General features: G+C 53.3%; 23 protein-coding genes, 1 tRNA gene and 1 pseudogene. 9 read left to right on the top strand and 16 right to left on the bottom strand.

Annotated features, from left to right (window positions below; translation table 11 throughout):
• Window positions 1-19: 19 nt before the first annotated feature.
• From egtD to IGQ15_RS00105, 6 genes are all read right to left on the bottom strand, one after another.
• A complete protein-coding gene (gene egtD, locus IGQ15_RS00130; protein WP_297047397.1) occupies window positions 20-991 on the bottom strand; it encodes an L-histidine N(alpha)-methyltransferase in 972 nt (323 codons plus the stop codon).
• A 29-nt stretch (window positions 992-1,020) separates the two neighbouring features.
• Entirely contained in the window at window positions 1,021-1,689 is a 669-nt protein-coding gene (locus tag IGQ15_RS00125; protein ID WP_297047394.1) for an amino acid ABC transporter permease, read from the bottom strand.
• 32 nt (window positions 1,690-1,721) lie between these two features.
• Window positions 1,722-2,639: an ABC transporter substrate-binding protein gene (locus IGQ15_RS00120; RefSeq protein ID WP_297047391.1), complete on the bottom strand. Its 918-nt coding sequence runs from the start codon at window positions 2,637-2,639 to the stop codon at window positions 1,722-1,724.
• Between the two features lie 65 nt (window positions 2,640-2,704).
• Window positions 2,705-5,572, bottom strand: a complete 2,868-nt coding sequence (infB, locus tag IGQ15_RS00115) for a translation initiation factor IF-2 (RefSeq protein ID WP_297047388.1) — start codon at window positions 5,570-5,572, stop codon at window positions 2,705-2,707.
• Window positions 5,573-5,754: 182 nt separating this feature from the next.
• Window positions 5,755-6,306, bottom strand: a complete 552-nt coding sequence (rimM, locus tag IGQ15_RS00110; RefSeq protein ID WP_297047385.1) for a ribosome maturation factor RimM — start codon at window positions 6,304-6,306, stop codon at window positions 5,755-5,757.
• On the bottom strand, window positions 6,287-6,901 hold the full coding sequence (locus IGQ15_RS00105) for a precorrin-8X methylmutase (RefSeq protein WP_297047383.1): 615 nt from the start codon (window positions 6,899-6,901) through the stop codon (window positions 6,287-6,289). The genes rimM and IGQ15_RS00105 overlap by 20 nt, the downstream gene beginning before the upstream one ends.
• 181 nt (window positions 6,902-7,082) lie before the next feature.
• On the opposite strand from IGQ15_RS00105, the gene IGQ15_RS00100 reads away from it, so the two are divergent.
• The 3 genes from IGQ15_RS00100 to mtnA all read left to right on the top strand — a co-directional run bounded on the left by IGQ15_RS00100 (window position 7,083) and on the right by mtnA (window position 9,714).
• On the top strand, window positions 7,083-7,574 hold the full coding sequence (locus IGQ15_RS00100) for a CGLD27 family protein (RefSeq protein WP_297047381.1): 492 nt from the start codon (window positions 7,083-7,085) through the stop codon (window positions 7,572-7,574).
• Window positions 7,575-7,617: 43 nt separating this feature from the next.
• On the top strand, window positions 7,618-8,565 hold the full coding sequence (locus IGQ15_RS00095; protein ID WP_363315748.1) for an asparaginase: 948 nt from the start codon (window positions 7,618-7,620) through the stop codon (window positions 8,563-8,565).
• Window positions 8,566-8,646: 81 nt separating this feature from the next.
• Complete coding sequence (gene mtnA, locus IGQ15_RS00090; protein WP_297047376.1) at window positions 8,647-9,714, top strand: S-methyl-5-thioribose-1-phosphate isomerase; 1,068 nt, start codon at window positions 8,647-8,649, stop codon at window positions 9,712-9,714.
• A 156-nt stretch (window positions 9,715-9,870) separates the two neighbouring features.
• Here the strand turns inward: mtnA and IGQ15_RS00085 are convergent, their stop codons facing one another.
• Window positions 9,871-10,038, bottom strand: a complete 168-nt coding sequence (locus tag IGQ15_RS00085) for a hypothetical protein (protein ID WP_297047373.1) — start codon at window positions 10,036-10,038, stop codon at window positions 9,871-9,873.
• Between the two features lie 87 nt (window positions 10,039-10,125).
• Between IGQ15_RS00085 and IGQ15_RS00080 the strand changes: the two genes are divergently transcribed.
• The 3 genes from IGQ15_RS00080 to ilvD are packed head-to-tail and all read left to right on the top strand — an operon-like array spanning window position 10,126 to window position 13,122.
• Window positions 10,126-10,431 (top strand): hypothetical protein, encoded by a 306-nt coding sequence (locus IGQ15_RS00080; protein WP_297047371.1) that lies wholly within the window; start codon window positions 10,126-10,128, stop codon window positions 10,429-10,431.
• Window positions 10,421-11,398, top strand: a complete 978-nt coding sequence (locus IGQ15_RS00075; protein ID WP_297047369.1) for a stage II sporulation protein M — start codon at window positions 10,421-10,423, stop codon at window positions 11,396-11,398. Before IGQ15_RS00080 ends, IGQ15_RS00075 begins: the two co-directional genes overlap by 11 nt.
• Before the next feature lie 41 nt (window positions 11,399-11,439).
• Window positions 11,440-13,122 carry a dihydroxy-acid dehydratase gene (ilvD, locus tag IGQ15_RS00070; protein WP_297047366.1) on the top strand — a complete coding sequence of 561 codons (1,683 nt, stop codon included), beginning with the start codon at window positions 11,440-11,442 and terminating at the stop codon, window positions 13,120-13,122.
• On the opposite strand, the gene IGQ15_RS00065 is transcribed toward ilvD, so the two are convergent.
• From IGQ15_RS00065 to IGQ15_RS00025, 8 genes and pseudogenes are all read right to left on the bottom strand, one after another.
• Window positions 13,085-13,876: a cobalt-precorrin-6A reductase gene (locus IGQ15_RS00065; RefSeq protein ID WP_297047363.1), complete on the bottom strand. Its 792-nt coding sequence runs from the start codon at window positions 13,874-13,876 to the stop codon at window positions 13,085-13,087. The two genes, ilvD and IGQ15_RS00065, sit on opposite strands and share 38 nt — an antisense overlap.
• On the bottom strand, window positions 13,877-14,053 hold the full coding sequence (locus IGQ15_RS00060; protein ID WP_297047361.1) for a hypothetical protein: 177 nt from the start codon (window positions 14,051-14,053) through the stop codon (window positions 13,877-13,879).
• Window positions 14,054-14,074: 21 nt separating this feature from the next.
• Entirely contained in the window at window positions 14,075-15,037 is a 963-nt protein-coding gene (locus IGQ15_RS00055; protein WP_297047358.1) for an aldo/keto reductase, read from the bottom strand.
• A gap of 255 nt (window positions 15,038-15,292) precedes the next feature.
• Window positions 15,293-15,850: a 16S rRNA (guanine(966)-N(2))-methyltransferase RsmD gene (rsmD, locus tag IGQ15_RS00050; RefSeq protein WP_297047356.1), complete on the bottom strand. Its 558-nt coding sequence runs from the start codon at window positions 15,848-15,850 to the stop codon at window positions 15,293-15,295.
• Window positions 15,851-16,049: 199 nt separating this feature from the next.
• Window positions 16,050-16,568: a non-heme ferritin gene (gene ftnA / locus IGQ15_RS00045; RefSeq protein ID WP_363315747.1), complete on the bottom strand. Its 519-nt coding sequence runs from the start codon at window positions 16,566-16,568 to the stop codon at window positions 16,050-16,052.
• A complete protein-coding gene (locus IGQ15_RS00040) occupies window positions 16,534-16,782 on the bottom strand; it encodes a FeoC-like transcriptional regulator (RefSeq protein WP_297047522.1) in 249 nt (82 codons plus the stop codon). The genes ftnA and IGQ15_RS00040 overlap by 35 nt, the downstream gene beginning before the upstream one ends.
• Window positions 16,783-16,784: 2 nt before the next feature.
• A pseudogene (gene feoB / locus IGQ15_RS00030) lies at window positions 16,785-18,585 on the bottom strand (ferrous iron transport protein B).
• 14 nt (window positions 18,586-18,599) lie between these two features.
• Window positions 18,600-19,058: a ferrous iron transport protein A gene (locus IGQ15_RS00025; RefSeq protein WP_297047351.1), complete on the bottom strand. Its 459-nt coding sequence runs from the start codon at window positions 19,056-19,058 to the stop codon at window positions 18,600-18,602.
• Between the two features lie 684 nt (window positions 19,059-19,742).
• On the opposite strand from IGQ15_RS00025, the gene IGQ15_RS00020 reads away from it, so the two are divergent.
• The 3 genes from IGQ15_RS00020 (at window position 19,743) to IGQ15_RS00010 (ending at window position 20,748) form a co-directional block, all read left to right on the top strand.
• Window positions 19,743-19,816: transfer RNA gene (locus tag IGQ15_RS00020), tRNA-Pro, on the top strand.
• A gap of 57 nt (window positions 19,817-19,873) precedes the next feature.
• Complete coding sequence (locus IGQ15_RS00015; protein ID WP_297047349.1) at window positions 19,874-20,527, top strand: DUF3318 domain-containing protein; 654 nt, start codon at window positions 19,874-19,876, stop codon at window positions 20,525-20,527.
• A gap of 2 nt (window positions 20,528-20,529) precedes the next feature.
• The gene (locus IGQ15_RS00010) at window positions 20,530-20,748 is read left to right on the top strand and encodes a hypothetical protein (RefSeq protein WP_297047346.1); all 219 of its coding nucleotides are present in this window, start codon (window positions 20,530-20,532) and stop codon (window positions 20,746-20,748) included.
• A gap of 69 nt (window positions 20,749-20,817) precedes the next feature.
• Here the strand turns inward: IGQ15_RS00010 and IGQ15_RS00005 are convergent.
• A partial coding sequence (locus IGQ15_RS00005) for a chlorophyll a/b binding light-harvesting protein (RefSeq protein WP_297047343.1) occupies window positions 20,818-21,644 on the bottom strand: 827 nt, incomplete at its 5' end.

The raw sequence follows: 21,644 nt of genomic DNA, 5'->3' as shown, positions 1-21,644 counted from the left end.
TATTCCTAGGGCCTTCGCTCTAAACCTGGCAGAGGCAGAGGGCAAACCACTGCTGAGGATCAGTAAAGGCGTTGATCCATCGAAATCCAGCAGCCGTTAATGCTTCCTTGAGGGTAGCAAGATCAAACTTGCGGGAAATTTCGGTGAGAATCGGTTCACCCACAGTAAAAGTGCACAGAAAATCAAGAGCAGCTAAGGTAACGGTTTGCCTCTGTTGCGAATCGAGATACATTTCAATTTGCTGGGCAATTGGGTTATAGATGGCGCGATGGGCAAAGGCTGCGGGCTGAAAGTTTCCTTGAAAGCGCCAGTTGAGGTGATGGAGGATATTGCGGTTAAAAGCAGCCGTCACCCCTTGGGCATCGTTGTAAGCAGGGAGCAAAATGCTGGTGTCTTTGATCAGATCTACGCCCAGCAGGAAATAGTCCCCGTCCCTAAGAACCCGATAAATCTGTTGAAAAAGGGTCTGGCATTCGCTGGGGGAGAGATTGCCAATGGTGCTACCGAGAAAGCAGAGCAAGCGGCGGGGTGCCAAGGGGGGGGGTAGGTGCTCTAAGCCCACTTGATAGGTGCCGACAAGACCATGAATACTGAGCTGGGGATAGTCGGCAAGAAGAGTCATGGCGCTAGTTTTGAGGATCGAGCCACTGACATCAATGGGACGATAGTAAAGCCGAGGTTGTACGTGGGCATAGGCCGATAGGAGAAGGCGAATCTTGCGATCGCTGCCACTGCCAAGTTCCACGAGTTCACAGGCGCCCGTGAGTTGGGCGATCGCCCCGGCGGCGGTTTCTAAAATGCCCAATTCTGTACGGGTGGGGTAGTATTCTGGCAGCTCACAGATTTGCTCAAAGAGGCGCGATCCCGCAGCATCGTAGAAGTAGTAGGAGGGAAGGGACTTGGGTTGCTGAGTCAGACCTCGGATGACATCTTGGCCGTCCCGTTCTGTGGCGAGACTGGGTAAGTGGGTCAGGTGCAGGCGATCGCTCACAGGGAAAGCGGCTCCAGAATGTGCAGACCTTAGGATATTTTAGCCTTTAGCTGCTGCTCCAAACGCCGTCCCCACCACGCGATCGGTAAACTCATCAGCAGGTAGAGGATGAAGGCCAGCGCATAGAGGGGAAATGGATTGCTACTGTTGCGAATCACCCATACCCGCATCACCGAGGTTAGATCCACCCCAGCGATCACACTGACAATGGCCGAATCCTTGAGCATGTAGATAAAGTCATTGACTAGGGGTGGGATCACAATTTGAATGGCTTGAGGCAAAATGATGCGCACAAATCCCTGTTGTTGACTCATGCCTAGGGAGAGGGCAGCTTCCCGTTGACCCACATCCACCGCTTGCAGGCCGGCACGAAAGACCTCTGCTTCATAGGTGCCATAGTTGAGCGCCAGGGCTGTCACCCCTGCTGTCCACGCATTCACCCAAGTCGCGAGATTCATCTGGGCTAATACTGCACCGATGCCGTAGTAGAGCAGGAGCAGTTGGGTGATCATGGGGGTATTGCGCATTAGCTCAATAAAGCCAAGAGCTGGCCAGCGCAGAAACAGAAAGGGGGAGGTGCTCATGGCTGCGAGGACAATGCCTAGCAACACTGCCAAGGGAAAAGAGATGCCACAGTAAATGAGTGTATTTAGTGCCCCCTGCAAAAAGGCGGGCAGGGCAGCTTGGATCAGTTCCATCGAAGAGGTTGGGTTACGTCTGTTGCTACTGCCTAAACGATACCAATTTGGGTCTGTTGATCATTCCACATTTTCCATTTTTCGTAGATGCGGCGTAATGTGCCGTCCTTCTTGAGGATGTCGAGGGCTTGATCCACTTCTGTTTTGAGGGTTTCTCCTTTGGGGTTGTTCTTGTTAAAGGCAATCACATAGTTATTCAAAAAGATCGGGACACCAATTGGGCGCAGGCTATTGTTCACCGTGCCCCCTGGACCGGCGCCAAGAACGTAGTAGGCGACAATCGGATAGTCTAGCATCACGGCATCAATGCGCCCTTGGGCGAGATCATCAAAGGGCAGGTTGCCATCGTAGGCACGGGTTTTAAGGTTTTTGTCCCTTTCAAGAATTTCTTGGGCTTTGTAGCCAATGCCAGTACCGACAGTCATGCCAGCCAGATTGGCTAGTGTGACTTCACTAGTGGCAGTGTATTGCTCAAAACGGGGGTCATTGGCTCGGACAACGATCTGTTGACCATAGCGATAGTAGGGCTGGGAAAAGAGTTGGGTGCGATTGCGATCGGTGGTGATTTCCCAACCGTTGAGAATCATGTCAAAGCGATTGGCGGCAAGGGCTGCGGACAGTTGATCGTAGGCGGTGGCAACGAATACGGCGTTGACCCCCATCAGTTGGGCGATCGCGTCGGCAATTTCCACCTCAAAGCCAATCAACTTACTGGGATCAACTGGGTCGTAAAAAACGTAGGGAGCACCACTAATAGCCTCAGCACCCCAAGCCAATGTACCGGGATTAAGTAGGCCATTGCTGGAGACGGTGCCCGTAGTTGAGGTTCCAGAGGTCGAATCCACATTGCCGGCACAGGCCGTGAGTAGGGTTTTACTGCCTGTGGCGATCGCGATCGCCTCGATCCCCTGCGCCAAACGGTGCAAAAACGTACGACGCTGCAGTCCCATAGCGTTTTCCTCACATCAGGCTGATCTTGAATTTAGAGTTATCAATTGATCAACTCTGACTCAGTTTAGTTTCTATCGCTACCGCTGCCAAGACTACGACGTTTTGTCACTGTTTGGAAGGCGTAAATAATATCTCCTTCCTGCCATTGCTGAAAATCCTCCAAGCGCACACCACACTCGTAGCCCGCTGCAACTTCGCGGACATCATCCTTCATGCGTTTGAGCGAACTCAAGATGCCTGTGTGAATCACGTTTTGCTGGCGCAGCACCCGTACTTTGCAGTTGCGCACGAGCTTCCCATTGAGGACATAACAACCGGCCACAGCCCCTTTGCTGAGGGGGAAGATAGCTCGCACTTCAGCTTGACCCAGTTCTTCCTCGACCAGTTCGGGTTCGAGCATCCCCTCCATTGCCCCTTGAATATCATCGAGGAGCTTATAGATGATGTTGTATTCGCGGACATCAACGTTGTGCTGCTCAGCCGCTTGGCGTGCCCCTGAGGCAAGGGTAGTATTAAAGCCAATGATAACGGCACTACTGGCGGCGGCAAGGTCAACATCGGTTTCGGTAATTTCGCCGGGGGCAGCCAACAAGACTCGCAACTGTACTTGATCTTGGGGCAGTTGGTTGAGAGCCGCCAAAATCGCCTCGACGGAACCTTGAACGTCGGCTTTGAGAATGAGATTGAGTTCCTTGAGTTCCCCTTCGCGGGCTTGACTGGACAACGAGGTCAGGGAGACCCGCCGGGCGGCGGCGGCTTGGGCAAGGCGGGATTGGCGTTGAGCGGCGGCTCGCTCCTCCGCAAGGGCACGGGCGGCTTTTTCATCGCTGAGGACTTCAAATTCATCCCCGGCAGCAGGGACATCCGCCAGACCCAAGACTTCGACGGCAAAGGAGGGGGTTGCTGCCTCGACACGCTGTCCGCGATCGTCAATCATGGCGCGAACCCGACCAAAACAGGCACCTGCCACCAGAATATCGCCGACCCGCAGGGTACCGTTTTGTACCAGCAATGTGGCTACAGGTCCCCGTGCCCGATCCAAGTGGGCTTCAATGACGGTGCCTTTGGCGGGGCGATCGGGATTGGCGTAGAGATCCTCCACTTCAGCGACGAGCAGGATCATTTCTAGGAGGGTATCGAGATTTTGCTGTTGCAGGGCACTGACGGGCACCATAATGGTGTCGCCCCCCCACTCTTCAGGCACCAAGCCGTATTCGGTAAGTTCCTGCTTGACCCGCTCTGGTTGGGCAGACTCTTTGTCAATTTTGTTAATGGCGACAATGATCGGCACTTTAGCTGCCCTGGCGTGGCTAATGGCTTCAATGGTTTGGGGTTGCACCCCATCATCGGCAGCAACCACGAGAACGGCAATATCGGTGACCCGTGCCCCCCGTGCCCGCATGGCGGTAAAGGCTTCGTGACCAGGGGTATCGAGAAAGACCACCTGATGTTTCTCGCCGTTGTGTTCGACATCCACGTGGTAAGCACCAATGTGTTGGGTGATGCCGCCTGCTTCCCCTTGGGCAACTTTGGCATTGCGAATGGCATCGAGAAGGCTGGTTTTGCCATGATCCACGTGACCCATAATTGTGACCACGGGTGGACGCCGTTGCAGGTGATCGAGGTCGCTCGACTCGAGCATTTCGGTGACTTTTGTGGCCTCGGCTTTGTGCTGTGTCGTTTCCACCGTAATCCCCAATTCCTTGGCCACGAGTTCAATCGTTTCCATCTCAAGGGTTTGGTTGATGGTGGCGGCAATTCCCTTAAAGAAGAGGATTTTAATGATTTCCGCTTCGGGACGACGCACTAAACTGGCCAACTCCTGCACTGACATCGGGCCTTCAATCGTAATGTGATCGGGCGGTGGTGCTTCGGCTGGCTCTTCATGACGGCGATCGCGCTGGCGGGGTTGTTTTTTCTCGCTGCTTTTTTCAGTTTTCGCCGCTGGTGTAATGGGACGGGCGGGACGAGGCGCCTTGGGCTTGGGTGGCCGTTGCAGGGATTGACTGACATCGACCGTTACTTGGTGTACCCCGACCAAACGGCTGGTGAGTTCCAGTTCTTCCTCTTCGTCAATGATTTCTTCGCGCAACTTGACGACGCGGGAGGATTTCCGTTTGTTTTCCTCATCATCAAAGTCTTTGTGACGGTGGCGGTCTTTGATGACTTTGCTAGCGGACTTGTCATCGAGTACCTCAACGGTTTCGGTGACGGGCTTCGGTGGATTCGGTGCCCGCAGGACTGGGGCAACGGGTTTGGGTGGCGGTTGTAGCTCTGGTAAAGCTGGCTTGGGGGCCATTCCCGGGGGCTTGACGGGTACCGGGGGAACTGCCCGCTGGACAATTTCGATGCGATCTTGACTGCTGGGTTTCGCGGGCGCGATCGCCACTTTTTCTTTTTTAGGGGGTTCCTTTAGCTCTTTGCGGGGCGAGGGAGCCGCAGCGACTTTTTCCACTTTCTTGGTCGGGCGAGCGGGCGGGGGAACTAAAGTAGGCGCTGGACGCGGTGGTGTCGGTTCGGGTTTTGCGGGAGGTGTAGGGGGTTTGGGCGCCACAGGTTCCACTGGCTTGGTGGCAACTGGCGCAGGGGGTTGCGGTGCCTGGGGACGAGCGGGAGGTTGTTGTAATTGAGGCTTGGGCGCTTCTGGCATCTCAGAGCGGGGTTGAGTGTGCACAGCAACAATTTGCTGTGTTTTTGGAGGGGCTGGGGCTTTCTTCACAGGAGGAGGTGTTTTTGAAACTTTACGGGGAGAGGCACTATGGGGTTGATAGGTTTTGGCAGCTTCGCGAATGCGATCGGCATCGGCATCGGAAATTGTGCTGCTGTGACTTTTATAGGCAATTCCCAACTGTTCACAGATCGCCAATAAATCTCGATTATCTAGGTTGAGCTCTTTTGATAGGTCATAAATGCGAACTTTACCAATACTCATGCTGTCTCTCAAAGGCTCTGAAATCTCTACGAAAGGGCAAACGGTAGGGCGATCGCTCAGGTAAAGGCTACCGTCAAGGTGAAATTAACGGGTTTTAAGGGATGGGCTGGGGCAACTCACTCAACAACAATCTCAAGAGTCGGGGCTAAACAACTATTATTAACGATCTTAGTAGGGATTGATCAGGGCAACAGCCCTAAGGGGGGATCAATTTCAATTCTTCGGGCTGCTAGATCAACCACCGGCACGATGGCTGGCACAAAGGGAATATACACCGATCGGGGGGCTTTGTGCGCTGGGTCGAGTAACTGCACTTCTAGTAGGTCATTGCCCGCATTGACCAAGCCCACCACTTCGCCAACCCGCTCACCTTGGTGATACACGGCGAGTCCAATCAAGTCCATGAGGTGGTATTCATTGGCTGCAAGGGGTGGGCGATCGCTGGCGGGGACTAAAATTTCTGCCCCCTTGAGTGCCTCCGCTGCGGTGCGATCGCTGACTTCCGCAAAGGTAACGACAAACTGTTCAGCACGGGGTAAAAATCGCCCCCGCACGAGGGTAACCGCATAGGGTTGGGGCTGCCGAAGGGATCGCAACCAACGAGAACCCGCCACTGTAAAGCGTTCGGGAAAATCGCTAAAGGGCTTGACCTTGACCGCCCCCCGCAGGCCGTGGGCACCGACAATTTGGCCGATACAGAGCCATTCACTCGTTTCAGGGAAGGGGATCACCATAGGCCGTCCAAGCCAACTTGAGTAAGCCGTTCATAATTGCTGTGGCAACGCTCACGCCCCCCTTGCATCCCTTAATGGAGATGTGGGGCACCCAAGACTTTTGCAGGCGATCCAAAATGGGAGGGAGAAAATTGGGGGCAGCGTCAATAATTAAGGCAGGGCGAATTTCCTGAGCCTCCACTAAGGTCAGGAGGGGTTCTAGGACTGAAGGATCACTACTGATAACAAAAATGGCTGTGGGATGGCGTCGTGCCAAGGTTTCTACACCAAAGGCAATGCGGGACTTTTCCTGCTGCGGACGGGTGAAGGTTTCTGCTCCACAGTAAATGGGATTGCCAAAGGTATTTTGAGTGTAGGAGAGCACCCCCACCTGCACCATCGTCACATCCACCACAATCGGGGTATGAGCGGCAAGGGCAGCCACACCGGATTGCAGGGCCTGCTCTGAATAGACAATCAAATTCAGATATTCTAAATCCCCCGTTGCATAAATCACACGGCGCGTAATATCGTACTGTGCTGGACTCAGGTTGTGCCCGGCCAGCAACTGATCAATCAGACGTAATTGCGCAACATCAAAATGGTGCCATTCCATCAAAGGTGCCGGAGTTAGGGATTAATCAATATACCAACAACGTTTTTCCCCCACTAGACGCAGGGTTGGAGTGCCACCCTCTAGTGTACGGGGCGATCGCCCGATTGCATACATGCTGTGGCGATCCACGATTTCAGCGAGACTGGTATGCTGGAAACAGTGTCCTTAAACTTGTGCCACTGTGTCTCAGATTCTCTGTCCTGTCCCGGCAGATCAACGACCGATCAACGAATATCGTGACCTCAAAGCCTCTTGGTTTTTTGAATGGTCGAGTTGGCCGCGTCCGCGTTTTCAACGGCGTTTGGCATTGCTGTGGGGGATGGCTTGGCTAGTCAGTGGACCGGTGGCGATCGCCAGCTTTTCTCTGAAAGAGGCACCCATTCACACGTTCTTGGCCGGTGCCCTAGGCGCCAATTTCCTGCTGTTACTCATTCTCCTGCGCCTTGTGTTGGGTTGGGCCTACGTCGGCGATCGCCTGCAACGTCCCACCGTGGTTTATGAAGAAACGGGCTGGTATGACGGTCAAGAATGGCAAAAGCCCGAAGCGGAATTGGCTCAAGATCGCCTGATCTATACCTACGAGTTGCGCCCGATTTTGCAACGGTTACAGGTGACCCTTTTGGCACTCGTGCTCTTTTCGTTGGGACTGGCCCTTGCTTGGGCACTCCTGTAGCTACTGCTGCTATTGTTGCTCATTTACCCGCATGACCGAATCTATGTCCAAACGCACCCAAGCCCCTGCCCTCGATGTTTGCTTACTGCGGGAAGGGATTGTTGAGTCGCGCCACCATGCCCATGCCGTTGTCTGTGATGTGCGGGGGCGAATTCTTGCCCTTGCGGGAAACGCTGAAACCGCTGCTTTTATCCGCTCTGCCCTCAAGCCCTTTCAAGCCTTGGCAGTGACCACCACGGGCACGATGGAGCGGTTTGACTTGAGCGATCGCGACCTCGCCATTATCTGTAGCTCTCACCAAGGCCGTATTGAGCAAGTACGCCAAGTCTTTAATATTCTCTGGCGTGCTGATGTGGATCCCACCGCTTTGCAATGTCCCGTTCCCCCCGGCCGCCAAGGGGCACTCCAACACAACTGTTCGGGTAAACACGCGGGAATGCTAGCGGTTTGTCAACAGCGCAATTGGCCATTGGCAAGCTATCTCCACAAAAATCACCCCGTTCAGACCCTGATCCTCTCCAAGGTGGCGGAACTACTGAAGATGCCCGCCGCAGAATTTATCTGTGCCCACGACGACTGTGGGGCGCCCACGTACTTGATGCAGCTGGTGCAGATGGCTACCCTTTACGGCCAACTGGCCTCGGGCAATGACTGGGCAATGGAGCGCGTCGTTCGTGCCATGACTCACCATCCTGATTTTGTTGCCGGAGTCGGTGCCTTTGATAGCGAGCTAATGCGCCTCACGGAGGGGGAAATCCTCAGTAAGTCTGGAGCTGAGGGGATTCAGTGTGTGGGTCGTGTGGGCGAAGGCATGGGATTGGCAATTAAGGTCAGCGATGGCGCCAAGCGTGCCAAATATGCCGTTGCCATTCAACTTTTGAAGCAACTGGGCTGGATTACCCCCAGTGTGGCGGAAACCTTGGGGGAGCAGTTTCTGATTCCCAACCAATTTACCCGTCTCGAGGTGAATGGTGAACTGACCTTTGCCTAGGGGGCTAAATTCCAGACTGATAAGCTCTCCCTTGGGTTATGATTTGTATTCAATTTTATTTTAGTGAGCACGGAGGCTGTTGTGGCTGTCACAGCAAATGTCGGAACCATCTTTCCTGTGGTGTGGGCGGGCGATCGCGTGCAATTAATCGACCAAACCCGCTTGCCAGAACAGTATGAACTCAAGGACATCACCACCGCAGCGGAGATGGCCATCGCCATTCGGACAATGATTGTCCGGGGTGCACCAGCGATTGGTGTGGCAGCCGCTTTTGGCATGGTCTTAGGGGCACGGGAATACACGGGGAGCGATCGCGAGGGCTTCTTGGCTCACCTGGAGAATGTCGCTTCCGAATTGCGGCAAACCCGCCCGACGGCAGTGAATTTATTTTGGGCCATCGATCGCATGCTAGGGGCAGCCCAGCAGGCCACAGCCACCCTTGAGGAACTCCAGCATCACCTTCTTGAAACCGCCCAAACCATTGCCCGTGAAGATGTGCAAACCTGTCAAGCCATTGGTGAAAACGGCCTTAGTATCCTGCCGACAACTCCCGAGAAGTTGCGCTTGCTCACCCACTGCAATGCCGGTGCCCTAGCGACAGCAGGCTATGGAACAGCGTTAGGGGTGGTTCGTGCGGCTTGGGCGGCGGGTCGCTTGGAGCGGGTTTATGCCGATGAAACTCGTCCCCGCCTTCAGGGAGCTAAATTAACCGCTTGGGAATGTGTGCAAGAGGGGATTCCCGTCACCCTGCTTGCGGATACGATGGCGGCGCACTGTATGCAGCGGGGGATGATTGATGCGGTGGTGGTGGGTGCCGATCGCATTGCCCTGAATGGAGATACCGCCAACAAAATTGGCACCTATAGTGTTGCCCTTGCTGCCAAAGCCCATAACATTCCCTTCTTTGTCGCCGCACCCCTTTCTACTATTGACACCAAAATTGCCACTGGAGCGGAAATTCCCATTGAGGAGCGACACCCCCAAGAAATTTATCAGGTGGGGTTTAGCCGCATTACACCCGCTGGCGTGGATTTTTATAATCCTGCCTTTGATGTCACCCCTGCCCATTTAATTAGCGGCATTATCACGGAGCTAGGGGTTTTTGCTCCCGCTGACCTCGCACGGGGTATTGGTGCAGCAGCAGGTTAACGACGACAGACCGCACGGGCAATGTCACCCGCTATCGTGCCGGGAGGATAGCTTTTTGTCCCAGTCCACTCCCAACCGTAATAATCACTCTTAACATCGTAGGGATTACAGGAGGCGGTTGCCTGATGCCAGTAATCGTCTCCAACGGTCGAGAGGCTAAAATCCACTTGGATAAAAGCGACGGGAATGCATATCTACCGTATAAACACGGCCTCTACTGTCGCGAGCCACTTTCACTTCCATTTCTGCCAAAACAGGGGGGGCGATCGCCAGACCTAGGCTTAAAGTTGCTGTCCCCAGAAGGGCAACAGGTGTCCGAAACATGGTCAGAAACCTCTTTCTTTGTTAAGACGATCGTAGCAACTGTGCTAAAACATCGTTATTCTCAGTTCAAAAAGCTTTATAGAAAAAATGATTTCCTCACCATCCTCTTTAAGTACAACCGACCTCAACGCCCTTGCTGAACGCATCCGTATGGCGGCTGACCAAGCCAATGGAAATGTCCACGACCTGTTGGCACTGCTGCGCCTTTTGGAGCAATTGCACCGTGAAATTTGTGACAATCAGTTTCAAGCGGCCTTGCCCACCAACCGCCAAGCGCTCTATAAATTGCTGCGGGATATTGAAACCAATGGCGGCTGGCCCTACATTCCCCGCAAACGCCTAGCGTCCTTTTTGGGGGCGATTCAAGAGGAATCCGACAGTCGTGAATGTTGAACGCTGGCTGATCCGCCAAGAGCCGCAGTGGCTAGAGCTAGAACAACTCCTCAACCGTGCTGAGACAGAGGGGATTCAGGGGCTATCGGCAACGGAGATTTGCCGCCTCAGTCAGTTGTACCGCTTGGTCAGTGCAGATTTGGCGCGGGCAAAAACTCGCCGCTTGGGCAGTAGCATCGTCAGCTATTTGCAGGGTCTCACCTTGCGGAGCTACAGCCAAGTCTATCAGGGGCAGCGCTCCCAAGATTGGCGCAAAGTTTGGTGGTTTTTCCAGCGGGGCTTCCCGGCAGTGGTCCAGCAAACATGGGCCTATACTGCCTTTGCCTTCGGGGTCTTTCTGGTGGGGGCCGCAATCGCTTGGTGGTATGGGTGGAGCGATCGCCAATTTTTGGAACTGATCGTGCCCTCAGATATTCTGTCCCTCGTAGAAGAGGAGGGCAAGCTGTGGATGGGGTCAATTGTGGGTGTCGAACCCTTCGCCTCCAGTGCGATTATGACCAATAACCTGAGTGTTGCTTTTGCAACGCTGGCGGGAGGAATCCTAGGGGGGCTAGGAACCCTCTATATCCTGTGGAACAATGGCTTACATATGGGGGCAATCGCTGCCCTTGTGGCGCAAAACAACCTAGAGTATCCCTTTTGGGCGTTTGTCAGTCCCCATGGTGCCTTGGAGTTGCCCGCCATTTTTCTAGCCGGTGCTGCGGGTCTGTTGCTGGGGCAGGCGGTTCTTTTTCCGGGGCGATACCGCCGCTTTAGCGCTTTGAAGCGCAATGGTGCCTTAGCCGCGCAACTCATGTTTGGAATTGTACCCCTACTGGTGACTGCGGGTATAATTGAGGGCTTCTGGTCGCCCAATCCGCTGATTCCCAACAGTGTGAAGTATCTTTCTGGTCTAGGCTTGTTTGCTGCTTTAGGGTTTTATTTGGCTTGGCCTCTGGAGCGATCGTCCACGGGTGAGGGAAAATAGAAGGATGCTCTATTGACGTTTAGGCCGATCGCGAGAACACTATGGCAGAAAACTGGCGCAGTCGCATCATTACAGAAGGCGTTCAACGCACCCCCAACCGAGCCATGCTGCGAGCCGTGGGCTTTGGCGATGAGGATTTCAACAAGCCCATTGTTGGGGTGGCCAGTGCCCACAGTACGATTACCCCTTGCAATATGGGGATTGCCGCCCTTGCCAGTCGCGCCGAAGCAGGCATTCGTGCAGCGGGGGGGATGCCGCAGTTGTTTGGCACAATTACGGTCAGCGATGGTATTTCCATGGGCACGGAGGGGATGAAATACTCCTTGGTCTCGCGAGATGTGATTGCTGATTCGATTGAGACCGCCTGTAATGCCCAAAGTATGGATGGGGTGCTGGCGATCGGCGGCTGCGACAAAAATATGCCCGGCGCGATGATTGCCATGGCACGGATGAACATTCCCGCCATTTTTGTCTATGGCGGCACGATTAAGCCTGGTCACTGGCAGGGTCAAGACCTTACGGTTGTTAGTGCCTTTGAAGCCGTGGGTCAGTTTAGTGCCGGCAAAATGGATGAGGCGACGCTCCATGCCATTGAACACCATGCCTGTCCGGGAGCCGGTTCCTGCGGCGGTATGTTCACGGCCAACACAATGTCCTCAGCCTTTGAAGCCATGGGCATGAGCCTAATGTACTCCTCAACGATGACGGCGGAGGATGCTGAAAAAGCTGACAATACAGAGCTAGCGGGCAAGGTGCTGGTGGAGGCGATTCGCAAGAATATTCGACCGCGCGATATTATCACCCGCAAATCCATTGAAAATGCCCTCAGTGTGATTATGGCGATCGGTGGCTCGACAAATGCCGTGCTGCACTTTCTGGCGATCGCCCACAGTGCCGAGGTTCCCCTCACCATTGATGACTTTGAAACCATTCGCCAACGGGTGCCTGTCCTCTGCGACCTCAAGCCCTCCGGTAAATACGTCACTGCGGATCTACATCGGGCAGGGGGCATTCCCCAAGTGATGAAAATGCTCCTCAATGCTGGTTTGCTCCACGGGGATTGCCTAACGATTACGGGGGAAACCATTGCCGAGCGGCTGCGGGATGTGCCCGATACCCCCGATCCCAACCAAGATGTGATTCGTCCGTTTGACAAGCCTCTCTACGCCACCGGCCACCTGACCATTCTCAAGGGCAATTTAGCCAGTGAGGGTGCTGTGGCCAAAATCTCTGGGGTGAAAAATCCCCAAATTACTGGGCCGGCCCGCGTCTTTGACTCCGAGGAAGCCTGTCTTGATGCCATTCTTGCCGGCAAGATCAATCCCGGCGATGTCATTGTCATTCGCTATGAAGGCCCTGTTGGTGGTCCCGGGATGCGGGAAATGCTGGCTCCCACCTCTGCCATTATTGGTGCCGGTTTAGGGGATAGTGTTGGCCTCATTACCGATGGTCGCTTCTCTGGTGGTACCTATGGCATGGTCGTGGGTCACGTGGCTCCAGAGGCGGCGGTGGGTGGGACGATCGCCCTGGTGGAGGAGGGAGACTCGATCACCATTGATGCCCATCAGCGGCTGCTGCAACTGAATGTCAGTGAGGAAGAACTGGCAGCGCGGCGGGCTAAATGGCAGCCCCCGGCGCCGCGCTATACCCGTGGGGTGTTGGCCAAGTATGCCAAACTGGTGTCTTCTAGTAGTCTGGGGGCGGTGACCGATCGCTTTGTTTAGAGGTGGCTAATTCCTGCAAAAAGGCCTCGATACCAGCGCGATCGCTCGTTTGGCGCGGATAAACCATAGGGGGGCGTTGTAGTGTAATCAGCTTCACCCCCAGCTCACGGGCAAGGGTCTGCTTGATCTGCTCACTCTCAGTACCCGAGGCCTTGGTCACCACCGCTGTAATCTGCCACTGTTGCCAAAGGGCGCGTTCGAGCTCGAAGGACACAGGTGGGAAAATGGCAACTAACCGCTGGCGATCAAACCCGGCCGCTAGGGCAGTTTCTAGGGCAGTGACTGTGGGTAAAATCCGTGCAAAGAGCGTTGCTTGACGCTGGAGAGGGGCAAAGGACGCCAACTGTTTTACCCCCACGGTCAACAATACCCGCTCCCCCACCAACAGATGACTTTGCAGCAGCGTCGCTACATCTGTATAGATACCCGTTACTTGGGGCAAATTTGGGCGTTCAAACCGCAGGTAAGGCAGCCCCAGTTCTCGGCTGATCTCAATAGCAAGGGCAGAGATGGCAACTGCAAAGGGATGGGAGGCATCCACAATCCCCTGAATAGAGTGTTGCTGAATTAACTCGCGGGCGTGGTCAGGGGTCAAGCGCTCAACATGGCACGTAAGCAATGGATGGGCTGCATAAAGGCCAGAGGCGGCTGGTGTCGTTACGCTCACCCAGCAAGGAAACCCTTGGCAGAGGATTAAATCGGCAATCCAGCGACTCTCATGGGTGCCGCCAATCAGCCAAATCGTCCCCCTCACCTAGCCCAGCAGTGCGCGGCGAAAGTTTTCCCGATAGGACTTATTCACGAGCAGTGGCAGCCACAGCACACTGAGCATAAAGCGCGATTGTGTGTAGTACGTGCGGTGAAACCCTTGCCAAAAGCGCAGGGCAATTAAGAAGTAGAGAACAATTGCCCCAAGACCGAGGAGTTCCATAGAGAGGTTGGTGAATTTGAACTACCACTTCCACATTACTGGATTTTCCGGATCAAGGGTGGCGATGACTGGCTGGCTAATTTCATCGAGCATGGCCAAAATCGACTCATCTAAGTGGAGGTCAGCCGCTTTGATATTTTCTAGCACCTGCTCTGGATGGCGGGCACCAACAATGGCACAGGTTTGTGGTTGATGGAGTAGCCACGCCAAGGCTAAATTCCCTAGCGTCGTGCCCAAGCTGGTGGCAATGGGCTTCATCAGTTCAATCGCCTCGAGGGCACGGGCGTAGGTTTCCCCCTGAAAGAGTTGGTTTTTGGCACGGTTATCGTCGGGATCAAACTGGTGGCCGGGGCCAAAGCGACCCGTGAGTAACCCTTGGGCCAGGGGGGAGTAGGCCAAAATGCTAATGTCGTGCTCAATGCAGAAGGGAATTAATTCTCTTTCTGCCCAGCGCCAAAAGAGGGAATAGGGGGGCTGGATGCTGTCAATGCGTCCGTACTGCATTGCCTCAGCCAGTTGGGCACGGGAAAAGTTGGAGACACCAATGGCACGGATTTTGCCGGCGACTTTCAACTCCACCATTGCCTGCATGGTTTCCTCAATGGGCACGATTTCTGAGCCAAAGGAACCGGCTGGCCAGTGAATTTGGTAGAGATCAATGTAGTCGGTGTTGAGGTTGCGAAGCGATCGCTCGCAAGCGGCAATCACCTCTTTGTAGCGCAAGTGATTGGCAAAGACCTTTGTCGCATAGACACAGCGATCGCGCAAGTCTCCCACAGCAGCAGCCACAATCCGCTCTGAATGACCATCACCATAGACTTCTGCCGTATCAATGGTGATCATCCCTGCTTCGACAGCAGTACGAATCGTGCGAATGGACTCCTCATCCTCAATACCGACCCACCAGCGTTTACCGGCTTGCCAAGTGCCAAGAATGAGTGGCGTAATTTGAATCTCCGTGCGACCGAGGGGGCGAGTTTGCATAGAAAGTCCTTGTTGAGGAACCACTGGCGAGACACTGGGAGTATTGGAGGGGCGCCCAACAATCTAACTTTGTCCCTAGCCGTTGGTGGCGTAAAGGACTTGATTCGCTGTATGAACAAGCTCTCAGCCAGACGCACTCCCTGGCTCGCTGCAGAATGTTATGGACACTGTACCGCGCGTGCAGGGTCTCTTGCAACTGCCACACTGCCGATTGAATATTCCCAATTTCGGAAGGATGAAATTGCCTCGCAAACGTCAAATTGGGTGGCCACAAAAGAAAAGCACCGCTGTACTGCCATAGATTTTAATTCGCTGCTGCTGCCAGCCGATCGCCAGAATCGCCTCTAAGTCTGGTGGATGTTTTGTGCGACACTCAACGGCAATTTCTCCTTCAGGGGTGAGACGCTTGTCCTGCCAGAGCAACTGGAGAACGGGTAGATATAAATCACTATTGTAGGGGGGGTCAAAATAAATCAAGTCAAACTGGGGAATAGGAACTTGAGGCAATTTCTGGCGCACATCCCCCCGCAAAACCAGCGTGTGCTGATGGGGTTGGGCAAGGGCTGACCAGTTTTGACGAATGACTTGGCAGGCTTGGGGAGATTGCTCAATACCCACCACCCACTGGGCGCCACGCAGCAGAGCTTCCGCTCCCATTGCACCAGTACCAGCACACAAATCCAGCCAGCAACACCCTTGTAGGCGACCCTGCCAAATATTGAAAATCGCTTGGCGAACTTTGGCACTCGTGGGACGGGTACTGTGGCCGGGAAGGGTTTTGAGCGATCGCTGGCCAGAAATTCGCAACGGCATACTCTATAAGGTAATGGCTTTAGCTCAAAATTCAAAATAAATAAAAAGCCCCGGGAGTCTTGCCGTGTTTCGACCCCAGGACTTTTGTTTGCGAATCACTCCTCACTAACTAAACGATACTCTGAGCTTCTGGGAACCTGTAGAGCGACACATGACACTTTCTCAAGCGGCACCTAACTTTCGGGGCGACGGGCGTCAATTACACTTTAGTGTTAGTGGGAGACTTGGCTGAGGCAAGCTTGCCAATTTCTTGGTCAATGAAGAAGAGTCCCTGCCCCTTTGTGCCAATCAGTTCAATTTTGTCGAGGATGCTCTTGAATAAAAACTCCTCTTGGTGTTGTTCAGCGACGTACCACTGCAAGAATTGCAATGTTGCATAGTCAGGCTCCGTATCTGCCAACTGGACTAGCTCATTGATTTTGCGGGTTACGAGCTGTTCATGCTCATAGACTTTGCTGAACATCTCCTTCAGAGACTGAAAGGTGTGCGGTGGCGCTGCCACATCTCCTAGAATGGCCAAAGCACCGGTTTCGTGCATGTAAGTCAACAGGCGTCGCATGTGGGCCATCTCTTCGTCGGCGTGTTGACTGAGGAATGCCGCACAACCTTCGAGAGCTTTGTGGGCACACCAAGAACTCATTTGCAAATAGAGATGCGCTGAATAGATCTCAAGGTTGATCTGTTCATTGAGTCGATTTGTCATTGCTTCGGATAGCATTGCTGGTTCCCCATTGGTAAAGTTCAAAGGTCTCTGAGCTGCATTGGTTACAACCGCCACAGTGTCTAGAGGCTACTTTTTGCACCCGGCCTTTGCGGATGAGTTGATCCAAAATGGGTTCAATTGCCGCTGGTGGTGCCCGAAAATGGGTTGCCAATTCCCGCAAAGACACGATTTGACGGTTCCTGATATACTCCTGTAGTTGCAAGAGCACGATCACTTCCTCCCTAGGGTGGAAAACCGCTGGCGATCGCCCCAGTATTTCAAGCCCATGATCACCATCCCCATCACCACTCCCAAACCCAATAACCACAGGAATGAGAACAGCGGATGGGCTGCAAATGTCATGAGTTGGTAGTAGGCCGTGGCCACCCAATAAGCCAAGCCTGTGGTCCAAGCCGCAACAAAAACCGTTTAGCTCAAATTCGTTTCCCGATAGACGGCAGCAGTGGCCGACACACAGGGAAAGTAGAGCAACACAAATAACAATCATCTTGCCTGCCCGCACAATAAAGGTCTTCAGCCGCTCCCAAGCCCGCAGGAGTACTCCCTGGAATGTGGGCAGATGGTATCGGGGCAATTCCATGACAAAAGGCCCCATCTCCCCCTGAAAAAGGGTGTGCTTCATCAAGAAACCCGTAAAGATGGCGGCTGCAATTCCCAATATGTAGAGTAAAAAAACCAGATTTTGTCCATTGCGCGGGAAGAAAGCCGCCACAAACAGGGCATAGACCGGTAAGCGAGCACCGCAGGACATAAAGGGATTCATAAGGATTGTCATCAGGCGATCGCGCCGATTTTCGAGCGTGCGGGTGGCCATGATGCCGGGGATATTACAGCCAAAGGAGATCATCATCGGCAAAAAAGATTTACCCGGCAAACCCATCCAGCGCATGAGTCGATCCATGACAAAGGCCGCCCGTGCGAGATAACCAGAGTCCTCAAGCAGCGTGAGAAAAATAAAAAGCAAACCAATTTGGGGAATAAATGTTGCCGTTGTTTGGATACCGCCCCCCACCCCTTCGGCCAAAAGACCAATCAGCCAACCGGGGGCATTCAGAGTTGCAAGGATCTGGGTTGGCCAGCCCACAACCAGCGTGCCCACGCCAATATCAAAGAAGTCAATAAAGGCACCCCCCACGTTAATTGAGATGAGGAACACTGAGTACATGACGGCCAAGAAAATCGGAATGCCGAGCCAACGGTTGAGGACAATGCGGTCAATGCGATCTGAGACGGTGGTTGTCAGGCGATCGCGCTGCTCAAGAACGTCGGCCATCAGGCTCTGAATCCATCGATAGCGACTATCGGCAATGATGAGATCAATATCTTCCCCTAAGGTCTGGTGAATCCGCTGTCGCCATCGGCGCAAGGGAGGAATTACCTCTTGGGAAACGGATTCGGCATATTGCAGCCAAACCAAAGCTTGCATTCGATTTTGAGCACCTTGGGTCAGTAGATCAGCGATGGCCTCCTCAATGACAGAAGGTTGGGGAATGCTCAGCGGAGATAGTTGGGGTTCTTTCAAGGCAGTGCGAATTTCCTGCCGCAGTTGCTCAAAATACTGTTTTTGTTTGGCACAAAAGGGCAAAACAGGAAGGCTTAAACGTTGGCTCAGCGTCTCTGGATGAATGTTGATTCTTGCGGCATGAGCCACATCCATCATGTTGAGGACGAGGAGGAGCGGTACCTCCAGATCGAGCAGCTGTGAGGTCAGGTAAAAGTTACGCTCCAAGTTCGCCGCATCAAGGATATTGACGACCAAATCATACTCGCGCGCCAATAGAAACTTGCGGGCAATCTGCTCATCTAGGCCGCTATCCTCAGCATCGAGGGCATACACCCCCGGCAAATCCACCACCGTTACGGCGAGGCCGCGGTCCCAATAAGAACCCTCCTTCCGCTCAACAGTTACTCCTGGCCAATTCCCCACCCGCTGATTTGCCCCTGTGAGGCCATTAAAAATGGTTGTCTTACCGCAATTTGGGTTGCCAATTAGAGCAATTGTTGCTGCCATAGAACATTCCTTATCTAGAGGAGAGACACCTTAAGGGCATCGGCTTCATCCTTGCGCAAGGTCAAATGAAAGCCTCGCACTTTAATGTCTGTGGGGTCACCCAAGGGAGCATGGCGAATCACCTCTACTTCGGTGCCAGGGGTTAAGCCCATTGCCAATAGTTTGCGTTTGTAGCTGGGGTGAGTGGGAGCATAACCAATAATGCGCAGGCGAGTACCAACCGGCGCAGTGCGCAGGTTCACCCCTGGAAGCGCCTTGAGCAAGATGTTTTGGGCTAGCTCGTGGTTAAGGCAAAATCGCTGCGAATCAAGAGCTACCATTACTGCCCCGCTATCACTCCGGTCCAAGATGGTGATTACCGCCCCCGGTGCCAAACCCATCCCCAAGAGTTGTTGGGTATTGCTGCATATTAATTTCGCAATGGTGTAGCGATCGCCCACCTTGGCTTCAGCAAGGGAAATCAGTTTAGACATGCCTATTCTCCGGCGCTGCCTTTGAAGATGCGGGTCGGCAATGTATGTAAAAGGCGACCATAAGGATGATAACATATTGCATCTAACAATTTTTTAAAATTAACTTATTGCAGATATTTCTCAATTTATAGCACCGTCTTGCCGTAAGGCCGTGACTTTAGCAAATCTTAACCTCGAAAAGAAAGCTCCCATCCCTTCGAGAGCGGGCGTATTTGCAACTTGTCGCGACTTTAATCTTAAATGAGATAATCTTAAATGAGATATTTGGACTCGTGATAAGGCTTTTGATGAGATTTTTAATCTCATACGAGATATACTAAAAAGCTAGATCGCGAAAAAGCCGAGCCCATCCAATCAAGCACAGCAGAGTAATTAGGATAGCTTTTCTGGCTGCGTAGAGCCGTTTAGGTGGGCAATGCTGGGAGCAGATGAACAAAACAATCAGGGCAAACACTGGATCTCAGCTGATTTGAAACTCTGCCGGCACTTGAGAGGGAGAGTATTGTTCTTCCTAGGCGTAGCTCGTTTGCGGTTGCCGCAATAAAGCAGATTTTTCAAAGTGTCTCTCAGACAGGGTTTTAACTGCCCTAGTTTGCATGGTGGACTAAAGTTGGCCTAAATTTCTTTGCTGCACAGTCCCCTAATTGAGGAAAAAGCCAGCAAATGCTATCTTAGATAAGTTATCGGGATGTAGCGCAGCTTGGTAGCGCACTTCGTTCGGGACGAAGGGGTCGCAGGTTCAAATCCTGTCATCCCGATTGGTTAGCCTTCAACTGTTAAGATAAGTAATACCTACCCTAGAATTGTGGTGTGCTATGACCTCGGCTGCATCCTCAGTTGCCCGTTCTGACTTAGCAGAATTGCGTCGTCTCAAGTCTCTCTTGCCACCAGAGCTGCAAAGCTGGGTGATGATTGAACCAGCCAGTGGGGTGAATCCGCCTCTGATTACCTGCGAGGAAATCGGTAAGGATGAGGTGGAAATTCAAATTGATCTAGCCCGTTGGGATCAATTGGCCAAGGATCAGCGCAACCTCCTCTTTTGGCATGAAGTGGCCCGCATCCAAAATGACACGATTCCCCGCGATGGCTGGGAGATGGCTGCACTGGCCATTGGTCTGGGGGGTGCTGTGGGCGAACTCTGGGTACAGGACGGCCTGTTGCTGCTGCTTGCCCTTGGGCTGTGTGGCTTTTCGGGCTGGCGGCTCTACCAGCGCAATAACAGTGAAAAGGTTCTCAAGGAAGCCATTGCTGCTGATGAGCGGGCGATCGCCCTGGCGACCCGCTTTGGTTATGAGCTTCCCAACGCCTACAAAAGTCTTGGCAGTGCCCTCAAGCTCTTGATTGAGCAAGCCCCTAATCGTCGCCAACGCAAACGCTATGAACTGCGTCTGCAAGCCCTGAAAAAGAGTGCGGCTAAAGCGAAAGCCCGCATGCAGGCCATGCAAAACGATACCCCAGCAGAATCTTAATCATGGCCCGGCCAAAACGCCAACTGCTGCTGCCAACCATCATTCTGCTATGGACAGTGGCCAGTCTAGGGTTGATGGCGCAGTGGGATTTACATCCTGTCCTGCGGTACTATGGCTGGGTCTTCACGGCGCAAGTTGCGTTTTTGATTTTCTTTGCGCCAGCGATCGCGCGACAGCTGAGGGGTACCAAACCTGCCCAAAAGGATAAAAGCCTGCCTTGAATTCATAAAAAACCCTTGATCGGAGCGATCAAGGGCAGCACCTATGGCTGAAGAGGATGACTACTGCAATTAATTTTCAACAACTGGATTGAGAAAAGTTTCTAATTGCTTGAAGTTAAATCCCATGGCTCGCAGCGCGTGCCAAAGATGCCCTTGGAGGAAGAAAAAGGCAAGGAAGAAGTGGGCATTGGCTAACCAAGCACGGGGAGTATGCTGCCCCAGAGGCAAGTCAATTGTATCTGCAAAGTAGGGAGCAATTCCCAATTTGACTTCTAGAGATGGACCATAAAACTCTATGGGATAGGCGAGCGTATTCACTGCACAGAAGTAGGCCGCCACAAACCCCGCGAGGGCAATGCCGCCCAGGGAGTAGGAGAGAATGGCTTCAGCATTAAACATCAGCACTTTCCGTGCCCAATTCAGCGGCGGTACAAGAATATGCCAAATCCCACCTGCAATGAGCAACACGGCAACGTAGATATGCCCCCCCACTAAGTCTTCCAGATTGTCAATGCTGGCAAAGTGGGTTTGGTAGCCGTAGATAACAAAGGGATCCAATGTGGGTTCAGTAACAAGGCGTACTGTTTGCAAATTTGCGTCATACAGCCCACCCCAACTCGTTGCCCTCAACACGAACAGCAGGGCCCCCAATCCCAAAAAGAGCAGATGGTGCCCCAGAATGATTCCCAGTTGTTTCGGATCGTCCCAGCGGAAATGGAAGCGCCGCGCCCGCCCTGTGGCAGTACTGAGATCGTGGGGGGCACGAAACGTATGAAAGAGGGCACCAGCACCAAGCACTGCCGAAGAAATGAGATGCACCGCTCCAATGACAAAGTAGGGATTTGACTTCTCCCCTTCTTGAAAGAGAGGGGATTCCCAAAGGATGCTACGCAACG

The organism is Thermosynechococcus sp. M98_K2018_005 (assembly GCF_015295825.1).
Taxonomy (GTDB): domain Bacteria; phylum Cyanobacteriota; class Cyanobacteriia; order Thermosynechococcales; family Thermosynechococcaceae; genus Thermosynechococcus.
This window is presented reverse-complemented; position numbering and strand designations above follow the sequence as displayed.

What these genes read in the sequence shown, in the direction of transcription:
- IGQ15_RS00015 (WP_297047349.1), top strand. Translation starts at nt 19,874, where the DNA reads ATGACCTCGGCTGCATCCTCAGTTGCCCGTTCTGACTTAGCAGAATTG.
- ilvD (WP_297047366.1), top strand. Translation starts at nt 11,440, where the DNA reads ATGGCAGAAAACTGGCGCAGTCGCATCATTACAGAAGGCGTTCAACGC.
- IGQ15_RS00085 (WP_297047373.1), bottom strand. Translation starts at nt 10,038, where the DNA reads ATGTTTCGGACACCTGTTGCCCTTCTGGGGACAGCAACTTTAAGCCTA.
- IGQ15_RS00125 (WP_297047394.1), bottom strand. Translation starts at nt 1,689, where the DNA reads ATGGAACTGATCCAAGCTGCCCTGCCCGCCTTTTTGCAGGGGGCACTA.
- infB (WP_297047388.1), bottom strand. Translation starts at nt 5,572, where the DNA reads ATGAGTATTGGTAAAGTTCGCATTTATGACCTATCAAAAGAGCTCAAC.
- ftnA (WP_363315747.1), bottom strand. Translation starts at nt 16,568, where the DNA reads ATGCTATCCGAAGCAATGACAAATCGACTCAATGAACAGATCAACCTT.
- IGQ15_RS00080 (WP_297047371.1), top strand. Translation starts at nt 10,126, where the DNA reads ATGATTTCCTCACCATCCTCTTTAAGTACAACCGACCTCAACGCCCTT.
- rsmD (WP_297047356.1), bottom strand. Translation starts at nt 15,850, where the DNA reads ATGCCGTTGCGAATTTCTGGCCAGCGATCGCTCAAAACCCTTCCCGGC.
- IGQ15_RS00025 (WP_297047351.1), bottom strand. Translation starts at nt 19,058, where the DNA reads ATGTCTAAACTGATTTCCCTTGCTGAAGCCAAGGTGGGCGATCGCTAC.
- IGQ15_RS00060 (WP_297047361.1), bottom strand. Translation starts at nt 14,053, where the DNA reads ATGGAACTCCTCGGTCTTGGGGCAATTGTTCTCTACTTCTTAATTGCC.
- IGQ15_RS00010 (WP_297047346.1), top strand. Translation starts at nt 20,530, where the DNA reads ATGGCCCGGCCAAAACGCCAACTGCTGCTGCCAACCATCATTCTGCTA.
- rimM (WP_297047385.1), bottom strand. Translation starts at nt 6,306, where the DNA reads ATGGTGATCCCCTTCCCTGAAACGAGTGAATGGCTCTGTATCGGCCAA.
- IGQ15_RS00055 (WP_297047358.1), bottom strand. Translation starts at nt 15,037, where the DNA reads ATGCAAACTCGCCCCCTCGGTCGCACGGAGATTCAAATTACGCCACTC.
- IGQ15_RS00095 (WP_363315748.1), top strand. Translation starts at nt 7,618, where the DNA reads ATGTCCAAACGCACCCAAGCCCCTGCCCTCGATGTTTGCTTACTGCGG.
- IGQ15_RS00105 (WP_297047383.1), bottom strand. Translation starts at nt 6,901, where the DNA reads ATGGAATGGCACCATTTTGATGTTGCGCAATTACGTCTGATTGATCAG.
- IGQ15_RS00120 (WP_297047391.1), bottom strand. Translation starts at nt 2,639, where the DNA reads ATGGGACTGCAGCGTCGTACGTTTTTGCACCGTTTGGCGCAGGGGATC.